The 14,024-nt window shown below is 36.3% G+C and carries 12 protein-coding genes; 2 read left to right on the top strand and 10 right to left on the bottom strand.

Going from position 1 to position 14,024, the window contains the following annotated elements:
- Positions 1-288: 288 nt before the first annotated feature.
- The 3 genes from FG383_RS08155 to FG383_RS08145 form a co-directional block, all read right to left on the bottom strand.
- Positions 289-1,524 (bottom strand): ATP-binding protein, encoded by a 1,236-nt coding sequence (locus tag FG383_RS08155; RefSeq protein ID WP_142606754.1) that lies wholly within the window; start codon positions 1,522-1,524, stop codon positions 289-291.
- Positions 1,525-1,737: 213 nt separating this feature from the next.
- Complete coding sequence (locus FG383_RS08150; protein ID WP_142606752.1) at positions 1,738-3,729, bottom strand: ABC1 kinase family protein; 1,992 nt, start codon at positions 3,727-3,729, stop codon at positions 1,738-1,740.
- Positions 3,730-4,172: 443 nt separating this feature from the next.
- Positions 4,173-4,652, bottom strand: a complete 480-nt coding sequence (locus FG383_RS08145; RefSeq protein WP_142606750.1) for a GNAT family N-acetyltransferase — start codon at positions 4,650-4,652, stop codon at positions 4,173-4,175.
- A 206-nt stretch (positions 4,653-4,858) separates the two neighbouring features.
- Here FG383_RS08145 and FG383_RS08140 point away from each other — a divergent pair, with 206 nt between their 5' ends.
- Positions 4,859-5,812 carry a bile acid:sodium symporter family protein gene (locus tag FG383_RS08140; RefSeq protein ID WP_142606748.1) on the top strand — a complete coding sequence of 318 codons (954 nt, stop codon included), beginning with the start codon at positions 4,859-4,861 and terminating at the stop codon, positions 5,810-5,812.
- 51 nt (positions 5,813-5,863) lie between these two features.
- On the opposite strand, the gene FG383_RS08135 is transcribed toward FG383_RS08140, so the two are convergent.
- Positions 5,864-6,355, bottom strand: a complete 492-nt coding sequence (locus tag FG383_RS08135; RefSeq protein ID WP_142606746.1) for a GNAT family N-acetyltransferase — start codon at positions 6,353-6,355, stop codon at positions 5,864-5,866.
- Between the two features lie 192 nt (positions 6,356-6,547).
- Here FG383_RS08135 and FG383_RS08130 point away from each other — a divergent pair, with 192 nt between their 5' ends.
- Positions 6,548-7,918: a glycosyl hydrolase family 18 protein gene (locus tag FG383_RS08130; RefSeq protein ID WP_246096909.1), complete on the top strand. Its 1,371-nt coding sequence runs from the start codon at positions 6,548-6,550 to the stop codon at positions 7,916-7,918.
- A 498-nt stretch (positions 7,919-8,416) separates the two neighbouring features.
- Here the strand turns inward: FG383_RS08130 and nagB are convergent, their stop codons facing one another.
- The 6 genes from nagB to FG383_RS08100 all read right to left on the bottom strand — a co-directional run bounded on the left by nagB (position 8,417) and on the right by FG383_RS08100 (position 13,997).
- Positions 8,417-9,154: a glucosamine-6-phosphate deaminase gene (gene nagB / locus FG383_RS08125; RefSeq protein WP_142606744.1), complete on the bottom strand. Its 738-nt coding sequence runs from the start codon at positions 9,152-9,154 to the stop codon at positions 8,417-8,419.
- Positions 9,145-10,320 carry an N-acetylglucosamine-6-phosphate deacetylase gene (nagA, locus tag FG383_RS08120; RefSeq protein WP_142606742.1) on the bottom strand — a complete coding sequence of 392 codons (1,176 nt, stop codon included), beginning with the start codon at positions 10,318-10,320 and terminating at the stop codon, positions 9,145-9,147. The genes nagB and nagA overlap by 10 nt, the downstream gene beginning before the upstream one ends.
- A gap of 169 nt (positions 10,321-10,489) precedes the next feature.
- Positions 10,490-11,344: a MurR/RpiR family transcriptional regulator gene (locus FG383_RS08115; RefSeq protein WP_142606740.1), complete on the bottom strand. Its 855-nt coding sequence runs from the start codon at positions 11,342-11,344 to the stop codon at positions 10,490-10,492.
- Between the two features lie 13 nt (positions 11,345-11,357).
- Positions 11,358-12,248, bottom strand: coding sequence for an ROK family protein (locus tag FG383_RS08110; protein WP_142606738.1), 891 nt, complete (start codon positions 12,246-12,248; stop codon positions 11,358-11,360).
- Between the two features lie 19 nt (positions 12,249-12,267).
- Positions 12,268-12,957: an N-acetylmannosamine-6-phosphate 2-epimerase gene (locus FG383_RS08105; RefSeq protein ID WP_142606736.1), complete on the bottom strand. Its 690-nt coding sequence runs from the start codon at positions 12,955-12,957 to the stop codon at positions 12,268-12,270.
- A gap of 53 nt (positions 12,958-13,010) precedes the next feature.
- Entirely contained in the window at positions 13,011-13,997 is a 987-nt protein-coding gene (locus tag FG383_RS08100; protein ID WP_142606734.1) for an SGNH/GDSL hydrolase family protein, read from the bottom strand.
- Between the last annotated feature and the right edge of the window lie 27 nt (positions 13,998-14,024).

Raw genomic sequence — 14,024 nt, 5'->3', positions numbered from 1 at the left:
AAGTTTTTCTACTATGAGAATCCAGTAAATGGTTTAGNACCATTTCTATTCCGAAAGCAATCAAATCAACATGAGAGCAACCAAATTGCTGGTGAAAGCAACCAATTTATTAAAATAGCAAGTTTACTTGGAGTGAAACGACCAGGAATTGGACGCATTATTTATAAAAGTTGCGAGTTTGAAGAGGAATGCAGTGCGAAGGATAGTGAACACTTTTTACGACGCATTATTCCTATATTATGTACAATAAAAAGGATGTGCAGCTTAGCACATCCTTTTTCTTCCTCTTTATGTAGGAATAGCGATTGTAAAGATTGTTCCCTCTCCAACTTTACTTTGGACATCAATATTCCCATTTAGTTTCACGATCGTTCCGTAAACCATTAACATACCAAGACCAGTTCCATCTTTTCTAAAGGAATAATAGGGTTTCCCAAGGTGACGGAGCTCATCCTTTGTCATACCGATCCCATCATCTGCTATTCGGATGATGATATTCTTTCCTTCCTCTTTTACGGTAATAGAAAGAATACCTCCCTTTTCTTTCATAGACAAGATTCCATTATTCAGCAAATTAAGCAAACACTGCTTCATCTGATTTTGGTCATATTTTTTTTTCAACGAATTAGAAAAATGGAAGCGGATTTTGACATTATGGATGGTCGCAAATGGCAGCAACATATCCTTTACATACTGGATTTCTTCCTTTAAATCCGAATAAATCATATGTTCTGACTGTGGCTTTGAAAATGCCAAATAATCATTCAAAATTTTTTCCGCTTGCTTCACTTCTTTTAAAGAGTAATCGATATACAATTGGTCTTTACTCGTGTTCGTTTCAGATGTAGCTAATAATTGTAGAAAGCCTTTCGTCGCCGTTAAAGGGTTTCGTAATTCGTGTGAAACACTTGCTGAAAGCTCTCCCATGACATGGAGCTGCTCCGCCCAAAGAATATATTCTCGCTTTTTTTTATTGGATATCATTTTTTCTATCAAAATTAGATTTATCGCCATTACACTTGCTTGGATAGTCAATGCATAAAAAGCAAGTGTCCAAAATTCAGACGTTAGTTCCCCTAAAAATAGAGCCAATGCTAATAAATAAACTAAAACTACAATTACCGCGCTGTAAACACCAATGATAACCCGCTTTTTTGAATGATACGCTTTAAAACGCTTAGACATGAGCGGCAGCACAATAAAAACAACCGTTGCTAATACGAATGACTGAAACGCACCTTCCCCACCTATTATAAATCGCTGTATATTTAATAGTACAAAAAGTGGAAATACACCTTTATATCCACCGTATAACGCAACTATAGTAAATGGGATATATCGTAAATCATAAATTACGCCAGCTTCCAAAACAAACGGAAAATTCATACATAGAATCATCGAGAGAGCGAAAAAGAACAAGAAAAACAATTTCTCATATCGTCTTTCATTCATATCAAAAAAGACATTAATAAGTAACATAGGTAAAACAATAAATAAAATATTGACAAAAAAACTTTCTAACATTAATTATCCTCCTATCCCCCACACATAAAGCAATGCCGGAACTGGAAGATACTTTTGCTTGTTACCTCGATGATAATTACGGTCGAAGTAAACAAATATAAGTGATCCACATGCTTTGTTCCCTTAATAATGAAAAAATTATACCATATTTAGAATTTTAAAAAATGAGTGTTTTAACCCTATTTATCACTTTATTCACTACCGATTAGTATGCTACCCCCGCTTCATCAATCGTATTGCTTGAATCGATAAACGAACGAGTAATACCGCACACAAAAACAACCCTACATATGCGGCAGTGTTTAAATACACGCCATATGGTGCTTCGATGAATTGCCCTATCGCTAAAAGTGCAACCGATATAAATCCAAACGTTATCCCTACGAGCAATAACACGAAACGAGAGAATAATTGAGTAACAAACATTGCATTATGCTTATCGGAAAATACATCATGATGCAAAATGATTTTTCCACTTTCTACCCGTTGTATAAGTTTATCTACACGTCTTGGAATTTTCCTTAGTGCCGGTAACATTAATGCAAACTCTTCTTCCAATCTTTCTTTTGTCTCGATTGGTTCTTTAAACGGTCTTTTTAACATCGATGTTATATATTGCTTGGAGAAATCTTTTGCCTCCGTGAATAGATCAAAATCAGCTTTGATCAAATGCAATGTCCCGTCTAGTGTAATAAGCGAGCGCAACGCAATTCCGACGGATGGATAAAACGATAAACCAAAATCACGAACGACAGCAAAAAGAGAATGAATAAGTTCTTCTGTCGGAATACGAGGAACATACGAAATCCGAAGCAAAATTTGCGCCATTGCTTGCTCCATTTTCAAACGATCTATATGTTCATGTTCTTCTACAAGTAAGGTAATTGCATCGTATAAAATATTCGCATCATTTTGCTGAATTCCCATGAGGAATAATTTAATCCCTTCTTGCTGCGGTACTGCTAAACGCCCTACAGCGCCAAAGTCCAACAAAATTGGATTTCCGTCTCGCTCGTCGATAAATATATTCCCCGGATGTGGATCCGCATGGAAAATGCCTGAATATAACATTTGCTCGAAAAAAGAAAACAACACGGTGCGAGCGAATTCTTCTCTATTTACATGTAAAGATTCAAACAAATTCTGTCTGCTAGCAATACTTTGCCCGCGCGCAAATTGAGAAACAATCAATTGACTATTGCTATATTCTGTATAAATATAGGGGATTTTCATTTGATACGAACTTTTTTTTAGCGCAGCTGCTACTTGCATCGTGTTCCGCATTTCAATATCAAAATTAACTTCTTCTCGCATGTTTTCCGCAAAACCAGTCGCTAGTTCCCGAAAACCTAAACTCTCTGCCCATTTCGATTTATCCGAAACCCATTGGGCAAACTGCACCAATATCATTAAATCGTCTCGCATCATTTCTTTTACTTCTGGTCGCAGTAATTTTACGGCTACTTCCTCATTACTTATCCGCAAAACTGCTTTATGTACTTGGCCAATAGATGCAGCTGCAATTGGTGTCATATTAAAATCCGAAAACACGTCTTCCATTTTATATGGTAACGATTTTTCCAATATACGTTTTACTTGTTCTTCCGAAAGTGGTTTTACATTTTGTTGAAGTGTACCTAGTTCTTCTACGAAAGCTTTAGGAAATAGATCATTACGAGTAGATAACACTTGACCAAACTTAATGAAAATACCACCTGACTCCTCCAGAGTATCACGAAACGCAATCGCTAATTCATGGTCATTTTCCCTGTGGCGAGCGTATTTTAGAGTACGCGAGATACCGTTTTTCATCGCAATTTGCATCACTTGCGCCAATCTTTTTTGGCTTCTCCACTGATTCCTCAAATACAAAAAAGGAGACTTATGCCTCGTTAAACGCTCCCCTTTTTCCCCAATGGCAAGCGGGTCAAACAGCTCGAAAAAAAGATACAGTAGCATGGATATAAGCAGCATACTGCCGATCCAAATAATTGTCCGAATGTCCATCAACACATATACATCGTCTAAATACGCCGTGTAACGCAAATACGAATACCAATAAACAAAAGAAGTAAAAGCTACACTCCCGAGAACTGACATAATCCGTTTCATAAAATTTATCTGTGAACCCATCAGTCGCCCACTTACGTAATAAATAAACAGCGAGATGACTAGTACTTGAACGATAATTTTAACATATACCATCGATCCCACACCCTTCACATTTCTCGTACCCATTTTCCATGTTATTGAATCATACTATTAACATATTATAGCCAAAATTTTAAAATTACCTTCTGCTTTATGATGAGCTAATAGGTATTTTTCAAAAAATGATTACTTCATAAAAATATTCTCCAACTCTTTTTTAAAACCCTTTATTGAATAAAAAGGACTCCGTTCAAAGTGTGTGAGCAGAGTCCTTTTTCATATATTTATCACTATAATCCATCATATCTTCTCGAATTCGTTCTTGGCTGATGGTTAATGATTTCATGTATTTTTCCATATATCTAAGCTTCTTATATAATTTCATTAAAATTCTCTCTGATAAAATGGCATTCTTATCTCTTCCTCTATGGAAATTTCTGTTGAGCAGTCTTGTGTAAGAGAGAATGGCTGAACAAAATCAAAAAGGTGATTCTACTTTAATTGTTTATTTTTAAGCTATATGCTTCATTAATAGCATCCCAATCAAGCGGTCTAGCCATTCTATTTTCAATTTGATCTAATGGCTTAAAACCAAACTGTGCATAGAGTGTGTGAGCATCCTTAGTAGACAGTTGAAAACTCGTTCCTTTTAACTTTGGATGTTCGATGATAACACTCATTAACCATTTGCTTACTCCTCTTCCACGATATTCAGGAAGTACAAAAACGTCCCCAAGCCAAGAATAACGCACAAGATCAGACACAACACGCGCAAATCCAATTTGCTTAGCTGAACCATCAGCTGGATCCCCTTCATAAACGCCATAGCAAATAGTGGAATTTTCGATCGATGCTTTTACTATTTCCTTCGTGGTACCCGTCATCCAATAGGATTCCTTACTTAAAAATTCATAGATTACTTCAACATCTAAATAAATTTTATCCGTGCTGATAAAAAATCCATCTTGTTCTAACATATCATTTTCCTCATTTCTACATAAAAACTGACAAACTATGTTTGCTTAATAGAATATTCTTTACTCCTTACTAAAAAACCTCTTTAGTGCGATTCAGAATTACCTGCTATTTCTTCTTACACAGAGATATGTAATGCTAATTTCCCTATTTTTTATTTTCCAGGTGTATAATGAACACAGAGTATTTTAGAAGGAAGGAAGTCCCTTTGTTACAAAAGTTCAATTTCTTTATCCAAAGATGGATGGCTGTTTTAACTCCATTAAGTTTAGTACTAGGTGTATTACTTGAAGATGTTGGTGGGCATCTATTATTCTTAGTGCCATGGCTATTTGCGTTTATGACTTTTTCCAGTAGTCTGAGTATGAAACTTTACGATATCAAGGTTTTTACTACATATCCGAAAACAATTTTATTTAGCATCGCATTTCTACATATTTTGATGCCTATCTGGGCTTATTTTTTATCCATTATTATTTTTGATGATCAACTGTTAACCATTGGATATGTAATTTCTGTTGCTGTTCCAACTGGAGTTACAAGTGTCATTTGGGTCAATATGTGTAAAGGCCATTTACCACTCAGTTTATCGATCATATTGATCGATACTTTATTATCTCCCATAATTATGCCTTTTTTATTGGATTTAATTGCAGGTGAAAGTATAGCAATTGATACATCTTCCACTATCATCGACTTATTATGGATGATTGTTCTGCCTTCCATTGTAGGAATTGTACTTAATGAATTTTCTAAAGGCTCTATTCAACGATCTTTTGGGAAATACTTAGCCCCGCTTTCAAAATTAAGTCTTTTTGGGGTGGTTATGATCAATAGTAGTGCGGTAGCACCTTATCTAAAAGATATTAGTTGGGAATTAGTCGGTGTCATATTCGTTGTACTCTTTCTATCTATCTCCGGTTATATCTTTGCGATACTACTTGGCAGATTGATCTGGAAAGATACAAGTGTTCTAACAACATTTGTTTTCATTGGTGGTATGAGAAATATTGCGGTTGGTGTTATTGTGGCTACCACGTATTTCCCACCGAAAGTTGCAATGCCTGTAGTCTTTGGTATGTTGTTCCAACAAGTGCTTGCTTCTATATTTAGTAAAGTGATTCAAAAAAACAACTTTAAAAATGCCGACCAATCCCTGTGAGACACAGGATATATGAAACGATTGGCCACTTGTGTCACGCAACATCCAGATTTACTTAAAATGATCGATTAAATTCCTTTTCATTAATATAAAAACCATAGGATGTCCATAAAAATTGCCCTTATTTTCTTCTATTACTTTGAATCCAATTCTTTCATAAATAGTGATATTTGGATTCCCATTATATACAGTTAACGATATAGTTGTCGGGTCTTCGAACTTTGAAAGTCCAGCGTGTAAGAGTTGTTTTCCGACTTTTTTTCCTTGATGATCGGGATGAACGTATAAGGATTCCAAGAAAACGTCTTTACCTAGGGTATCGCTCGAGAAAAAAGCATACCCCATAATTTCTTCCTTATTTTCAGCAACCAATGTTATCGAGGACTTAAATCTTTTTTCCATCGTCTCCGAGGAATAAGCATCTGTTAGAACCTTCCCTTGAATCTCTTCTGGTATAAACGCACTATATGTATCTTTCCAAGTACGAGCTGCAATAGAACTCACGCTTTCTATGTCTGAAAACTGCATCTCTCTAATTATCATATATTCCTCCTTCAATAGACTGCAAGTATGCTTATTTTATCATATAATAAAAAATTCTGATATTTACATAGAGATAGCACCCGTATTCAACACTGGTTCCCCTACCACAATGTACCTGTATCTATTACATTTAATCTATAGTAACCTTAGACAGTTCTATACTACTATCAAATTAAAGGTGAATGAGATTAAATGAAAAAAACACTTCATAGTATCATGATATTAATTTTATTATTAAGTTTCGGACCGATTAAAGGAGAAGCATCTGGCAATTCGCTTTCAGTTGGGACTGTTCAAATAGATAATGTTAAAGTATTAAGTTTACCTAAACAAGGTTCTACTGTAATTACAACTTTAAGAAAAGGGGAAGAATTTTCTATCCTCTCCACTGTATCGGGAGATCTATCCCCCACTAAAATGCATACTGTCATTTCTGGAGATACTTTATGGAAAATTTCCAAAAAGTATGGAGTGTCCATTCATGACTTAATCAAATTGAACCATTTGAATTCATCAACTATTCTTGTGGGGCAAATATTATACATTCCTGATTACTACATGCAAATTCAATTGCTAGGTGGCAAAAAAGGATGGGTTAAGAAGTCAGTTTTACAACAAAAGAATCAAGAACGAATCGTTATGGGTTGGAAGTATAACGGAGGAACCAAAAGTTATGCTCAGCAATTAAGCCATTCCAATTTAAATGTCGTGTCGCCCCGTTGGTATACTTTAAATAATTCGGGCAATTTTGTTTCCATTACAGCGGATACAAAGTATCTGAAGGATGCACATAGTAAAGGAAAAAAAGTATGGCCATTATTTGGGAACAAATTCGATCCGGTTTTGACTGATTTAGTATTAAATAATGCTAAAAACCGTCAGAAATTAGTTGCAGCTCTTAAGAACTCATTAGTTCAAACAAAAAGCGATGGGATTAATGTCGACTTTGAAAACATCGATCCGAAAACCAAACAAGATTTTGTCCTTTTCATAACCGAACTTAAAAAGGCTCTTCAGCCGCATAATATTAAAGTCTCTGTGGACGTTACACGAGAAAACACCGATCCATTTTGGTCAGGCAGCTTAGACCGAAAAAAACTAGGTGAAGTTGCTGACTATATCGTGATGATGGGCTACGAAGAACATTGGGGAACTAGTCCAATAGCAGGTTCTGTAGCTTCTATTCCTTGGACTAAACAAGGTGTGGAGCTATTAATGAATGACGTACCATCTCATAAAATCGTTCTAGGAGTACCATTTTACACGAGGGAATGGGTGACTAATTTAACGACCAAAAAAGTGAAAGGTATAGACCGCACAATGGTTGAGGTTGAGCAAATAATTTCATCTAAAAATCTTAAAAAAGTTTGGGATCAAAATACGCAGCAAAATTATGTTGAATTTACTGCAAATGGAGAGAAGCACCAAATATGGTTGGAGGACAAACAATCGATTCAACTACGAATCGATCTTGCTAACCAATATCATCTAGGCGGTGCAGCCGCTTGGTATATCGGTTCCGAAACACCAGACATTTGGGATGTATATCATTTCAACAAATAATTGTTTAATAGAATAAATTCTTATAACCTAATGTCCCTTAGTATAACCTCAAATTGGGGCATATCGAATATTTAGAAAAACAGACGAATTGGTCCACATTGAATTTAAAGAAACCGCTAGATAAGGGAAAATCAGCTTCCAATGCCAGCACAATTTGGAATTGTACTGGCACTGGAAGTCTTTTTCATGTACAACAAAAAGTTTGCCAGATTGGGATATCAAACGATGAATGTGAAGTAGAAGATTACTGGATCTTTTCCTACGATAAAAGGGACCGAGCATTTTCTCCGAATATCAGCATTGCATTTTAAGCAAAGAAGTTACCCCATCCACCACTCCTGTACCATTAAAAATAAACACAAATAATCCCTACCGATCAAACAGGAAGGGATTGAAACATCGTGATTACTTGTTTTAACATTCAGGGTGGGCGATGACACACGGTATTTTCGATTTTGACATCTAGAAGCTTAGACGGTATAGTAAACTGCTATTTCACTACTTTATTGATTGGACAAACTGGTATGCTTCTCGATCCACAATTAGCGTAACATGATCATGCTTCCACAAAAATGATGCAGGAAAATTCCTATTAACATTTTGTTCTAGCAGCCTTTTCACGGCTTTTGCTTTACTTTTTCCAGAAGCCAATATAATAATTTGCTCACTTTTTAATATCGTTTGGATTCCAATCGTAATTGCGTGCCTCGGAACTTCGTCTAACGACTGAAAGAATTGTGCATTGTCTTCCCTGGTAGATGTTTTTAGTTCCACTACATGAGTTGACATGTTTGGATCAGTCCCCGGTTCATTAAAACCAATGTGACCATTTGTTCCAATTCCTAATATTTGTAGATTGACTGGACCTATACTGTCAATTATCTCTTCATAACGTATACATTCCTCTTCAGCAGAACTTGGGTTGCCGTCAGGAATAAATGTATTTTTCATTGCAATATCTATATGCTGGAATAGCTTCTCAGACATGAATGTATGATAGCTTTCCGGGTGATTTTTTTCTAGCCCTAGATATTCATCTAGGTTTATTGTCTTCACATTCTTATAGGAAATGCCTCGCGCGTTGTAACCACTAATCAGATTTTTATACAAACCAAGTGGCGTTGCTCCTGTTGCAAGTCCGAGGACTAATTGATCATTTTCTTGAATATTCTTTTCTACCAATCGGGCTGCTTGCTCACTAATTGCATCGTAATTATCGAGCACAATCACCTGCATAATTGTCCCCCCTTTGTATAGGCAATATTCCCGCGACAAATGGTCATTTGAACATTCCATTCTTCATCTATAATTGTTAAATCTGCGTCTTTTCCCGATTCTATCTTACCCTTATTCGAAAGTCCTAACTGTATTGCAGCATTTGTAGATGTCATCGCCACAAGTTCAGATAATGTACAATCCGTTACCAACTTCATATTTTTCGCTGCATTCTCCATTGTTAATATGCTCCCAGCTAGCGTCCCATCAGCAAGCCGTGCATCCCTATAAGTAACCACGACATCCTGTCCACCTAAATCATATGTACCAGGTGCAAGTCCTTTTGCCCGCATCGCATCCGTAATTAAAATAATTCGACTTGCGCCCTTTTGAAGAAAAGCAAGTTCAACGGATTTGGGCGAACTATGAATCAGGTCAACAATCATTTCAACCGTCAGATTTCTTTCCAAAAAAGCAGCTCCTACTACCCCAGGTTCTCGATGATGAAAAGGGCTCATCTGGTTATATAAATGAGTCACATGTCTAGCTCCCGCTGTAACCGCTTCGCCAACTATTTCTATTGTTGCATCTGTATGTCCGAGCGATGCAATAATGTTATTTGTAGTCAGTTCCTTAATAAAAGTAAGCCCATTATCTATTTCAGGAGCTAATGTTACAATTTTAATACGATTTCTACTCTGTTCTTGCCATTTCTTAAATAATGAAAAAGAGGCCGGTAGAATATGTTCAATCGGTTGTGCGCCAGCCCTTTTGGATGAGATGAAAGGACCTTCCAAGTGAATACCTAGCATTTCAGCCTGCGTATCATCAGCGGTAAACAAACTTGCATTCTGTAACGCTTTTCCGATACTTCTATCTGTTTGCGTCATTGTCGTTGCTAAAAAACTAGTCGTTCCTTCTCTAGGAAGTGCACTTGCCAAACCACTTAATGCTTCTTTTGTTGCATCCATTACATCAAAGCCTGACGCTCCGTGGATATGAATATCAATAAACCCTGGGACTAGGATCCAGCCTTTACCAGCGGCATCAATGTTTTTATCCGCCTTTGTTTTTATAGAAGTAGCAACTTCTATAATTTTCCCACTTTCCAAAAAAACGTCTCCAAAAATACTCTCTTTCGTCGGATCTGCGATTGTAATATTTGATATTAGTAAAGTTTTTCCCACAAATAGTCTCTCCTTATGAAAAAACCATAATGACATTTTTCTTCCCTTAATCGTTGAGATAATACTTGCTACTCTACTAGCATAGGTTGAAGACTTTCCAACCTATGCTAGTAGAATGGCAATATTGTAATGTTTTCCTTTGCAAGATACTTTTCCAGCAAGGAATCTATTACAACATCTTTTCTATAACCGCATTTGCAGTACTCTCTTTGTTAATGCTCGATTCTTTTTTAGTTCGCTTAAAGTACTCCGCATAAAGAAGGTCCAATAAGTATAGCTGTGATATTTTAGCTGATAAACTACCCCCTTGCAGTGGTCCTTCATTGGACCCACATAGGAGCGTAATATCTGAATAACTTGTTAGAGGTGATTTGGCAAATCTAGTTATGGAGATAATCTTTGCTCCTCTTTCCTTCACAACCTTTGCCACTTGGATGATATCTTTAGTCGAACCAGAATAAGAAATAAGAACAGCAATTTCATCTTTTGTCATTAATGAGGCTGACATGATTTGGAGATGAGAATCTATCGTACATTCTGTTTTATTTGTTATTCTCATAAATTTATTCTTCGCTTCCAACGCAGTCATTAATGATGCTCCAACACCAAAGAAGTGGATTCTATTTGCCTTAATTATCATCTCAACAGCATTAGACACATCATTTATATTAATTTGGTTATGTGTTTCGGTCAGTGCATTAACGTTAGCAGTTAATATTTTGGAAGATAATTCTTCAATGGTATCTTGCATTGTAATTTTACTCGAAAGTTGTGGCATTTCATCTTCTAAGGAAGTGTTATGTGCTAAAGCAATTTTAAATTCTTGATAACCTCTAAGCTTTAGTGTTTTGCAAAATCTAAATACACTTGATTCCCCTACATTACAAGCATCAGCCAAGTCGGTAATCGACATATATATCACATCTTTTATGTTTTCTAGGATATAGTCGGCCACTTTTTTCTCCGTATTCGTAAAGGTATGGTATCTTGATTGGATAAGTGAAAGTATATCTATTTTGGTCATTAAGCCCTTCCCCCTAGTCATTCCTCGAAAAATGAAGCGATACTGCACCTAGTAATCCAGCTTTATTTCCAAGAGTAGCTCTCACTATTTTCACATTGGAAAAACTACTAATCATTAATTTCTTTACTTTATTTGTTATCAATACCAATAGCCTTTCCTGCTCCATCACCCCGCCACCAATAATAATTGCTGGTGGATTAAAAATATGAATTAATGAAACTAAACCGTAGGCAACTTCATCCACCCAGTCATTCAGCACTTTTTCTAATTTAGTATCTCCTTGTTCAAGACCTTCAAAAATCTTTCGCCCATTGGCATACTTACTGTCTAGCTCCATCGCATTCTTCACCAATGCTCTAGTAGATCCATACATTTCATAACATCCTTGATGTCCACAATTACATTTTTCTCCTTCAGGATGTAATATTAAATGACCAAACTCGGCCGCAACTCCATTAAGACCTTTATAAATTGTAGAATTAATGACAATTGCTCCCCCAATTCCTGTTCCATAAGTTAAACAGAGAAAATCATTAAATTCCTTACCTGCGCCGAAATGCTTTTCCCCGATAGCAGCCGCATTTACATCGTTTTCTACTTTCACGGGTACATCGAACTTCGCTTCAAAAATACCTTTTATATTCATACCCGAATAATTTGGAATGTTATCATTCGCATAAATGATTGAACCTTCTTCACTGTCTACTTGACCAGCTGTACTAATAGCAATGCCATCAAACCCTTTATAAGACTCTGCTATTACTTGAATCAAATTTTCGATTAAATATGGCCCACCCTTTTTAGCCTCAGCATCAATCTCTTTAAACGAAGAAATATTCCCATGTTCATCAGATAGGCATATTTTAATCGAAGTTCCCCCAATATCTACTGCTACTATTTTCATTTGCTTCATCCTACATACCTTATTTTATTGCTTCAATAAACCTTTTGGTAATATCCATAGGTCGTGTAATGGCTGTTCCAACAACTGCTGAGTAAACTCCAAGGTCGAATACGTGCTTAAGTTCTTCTGGCGTCCAAATACCACCCTCTGCAATGATTGGCACAGGAAAGTCTTTCACTAATCTTTCCATCAATTCCATGTTTGGCAAGTTAACCTCCTGGGTGTAGTTCGTATAACCACTGAGCGTTGTACCAATGAAATCAAATCCTAATTCATAGGCTGTTTTTGCTTCTTCATACGTAGAGCAATCTGCCATGAATAATTGATCCTTATATTTCTCTTTAATAACAGGATAAACCTCGCTTATTGTTTTGCCATCAGGTCTTATTCTCTTCGTAGCATCTATCGCAATGATATCTACACCTTCACGATATAAAAGATCTATTTCCTTAAATGTTGGGGTGATAAACACATCAGAGTTCTCATATACATTTTTGATAATCCCGATAATCGGCAAATCTACCGTTTGTTTAATCTCTCTAATATCCTCGACACTATTAGCTCTAATTCCCTTAGCTCCACCTTTCATCGCTGAATAAGCCATTCTCCCCATAATAAACGAGCTGTGCATGGGTTCTTCAGGAAGTGCCTGACATGAAACAATAAGTTCCCCTTTTATTGATGCAAAAATTGCCTCTTTAGTTTTCATATAAATACAACTCCATGCTCATGAATTGCCAATGGCTTTTCCACTATTTTTTATCAAGTAAAATAAGTATTAAACTTAGTTGCGTACTTGCGTCCCATCATCTTATACCCTTCTGCATCAGGATGAAGGCCGTCTGGGAGTAAACTTTCATTTTCTGCATTCAGAATATCTAGTCCATCCACATAGTGAATATACTTATCACCATTTCTCCTGAAAATATCTACAATTTCCTTTACCTGTTCTCGCATTTCAATTAGAGTAAATTCAACTAAATTAGGAGTTTCTTCTCTAAATGTCCCGAAAATAGGAGAACTTAAAACAATTGGAACAGCGATATGCCTTTCCCGAATTATTTTAATAAATCCAATGATGATGGCTTGGAATGTTCGGTGATTGTAACTATTTGCACCGAAAATATTTATTCCCGCACACAGGGAAATGAAGTCAACAGGCGTATCCCTAATTGTTCGGGCTATCATTGGCTCGTAATGGCATTGCCCACTAAATCCCAGACAAATCAAATCAAGATCCAATTCACTCGAGGTAATAGCTGGCCAAGTTTTCGAAGGACTTTCTGCTGCAGTGCATTGAGTGATAGAACTCCCATATGTAATCCACTTCTTCCTTTGAGTCGAATAAACATTCCAATTTGCTTCATCGGGAATATAAACATTTCTTACCGCTACTTTTCGTTGTTGCGACAAGTAAATTTCCACAAGTTTAGTGCTTACCGAAAGACCATCCACAGTAAAAGATGTGTCCCCAGGATTCACAATGATTGTTTTCACGAACGCTTTATCTATCACAAGATCGAATTCAACTTCAGCTTCAGATACCGCAATTTCCACTGTTATGTTTGATGCGTTTGTTTCAAATGTTATTCGAACACCGGCAGGTATTTCTGCAGTTCCATTAAGTAGATTTGGCGTATAGAATTCTTTTTCTTCATGAAAAATTCGCCAAGGAATAATAAATTCACCGTCTTTTTCGAGTGACAAGGCACCTCGTATTGTTTGTGAATTCAACAAAATAGGTTTCATTAGTACACCCCTATTACTTATTTTCAA

This window comes from Psychrobacillus soli (assembly GCF_006861775.1).
GTDB classification, from domain to species: domain Bacteria; phylum Bacillota; class Bacilli; order Bacillales_A; family Planococcaceae; genus Psychrobacillus; species Psychrobacillus soli.
This window is presented reverse-complemented; position numbering and strand designations above follow the sequence as displayed.

Coding starts and splice junctions, on each gene's coding strand:
- FG383_RS08155 (WP_142606754.1), bottom strand. CDS start 1,524: ATGTTAGAAAGTTTTTTTGTCAATATTTTATTTATTGTTTTACCTATG.
- FG383_RS08150 (WP_142606752.1), bottom strand. CDS start 3,729: ATGGTATATGTTAAAATTATCGTTCAAGTACTAGTCATCTCGCTGTTT.
- FG383_RS08145 (WP_142606750.1), bottom strand. CDS start 4,652: ATGTTAGAACAAGATGGATTTTTTATCAGCACGGATAAAATTTATTTA.
- FG383_RS08135 (WP_142606746.1), bottom strand. CDS start 6,355: ATGATAATTAGAGAGATGCAGTTTTCAGACATAGAAAGCGTGAGTTCT.
- FG383_RS08130 (WP_246096909.1), top strand. CDS start 6,548: ATGAAAAAAACACTTCATAGTATCATGATATTAATTTTATTATTAAGT.
- nagB (WP_142606744.1), bottom strand. CDS start 9,154: ATGCAGGTGATTGTGCTCGATAATTACGATGCAATTAGTGAGCAAGCA.
- FG383_RS08115 (WP_142606740.1), bottom strand. CDS start 11,344: ATGACCAAAATAGATATACTTTCACTTATCCAATCAAGATACCATACC.
- FG383_RS08110 (WP_142606738.1), bottom strand. CDS start 12,248: ATGAAAATAGTAGCAGTAGATATTGGGGGAACTTCGATTAAAATATGC.
- FG383_RS08105 (WP_142606736.1), bottom strand. CDS start 12,957: ATGAAAACTAAAGAGGCAATTTTTGCATCAATAAAAGGGGAACTTATT.
- FG383_RS08100 (WP_142606734.1), bottom strand. CDS start 13,997: ATGAAACCTATTTTGTTGAATTCACAAACAATACGAGGTGCCTTGTCA.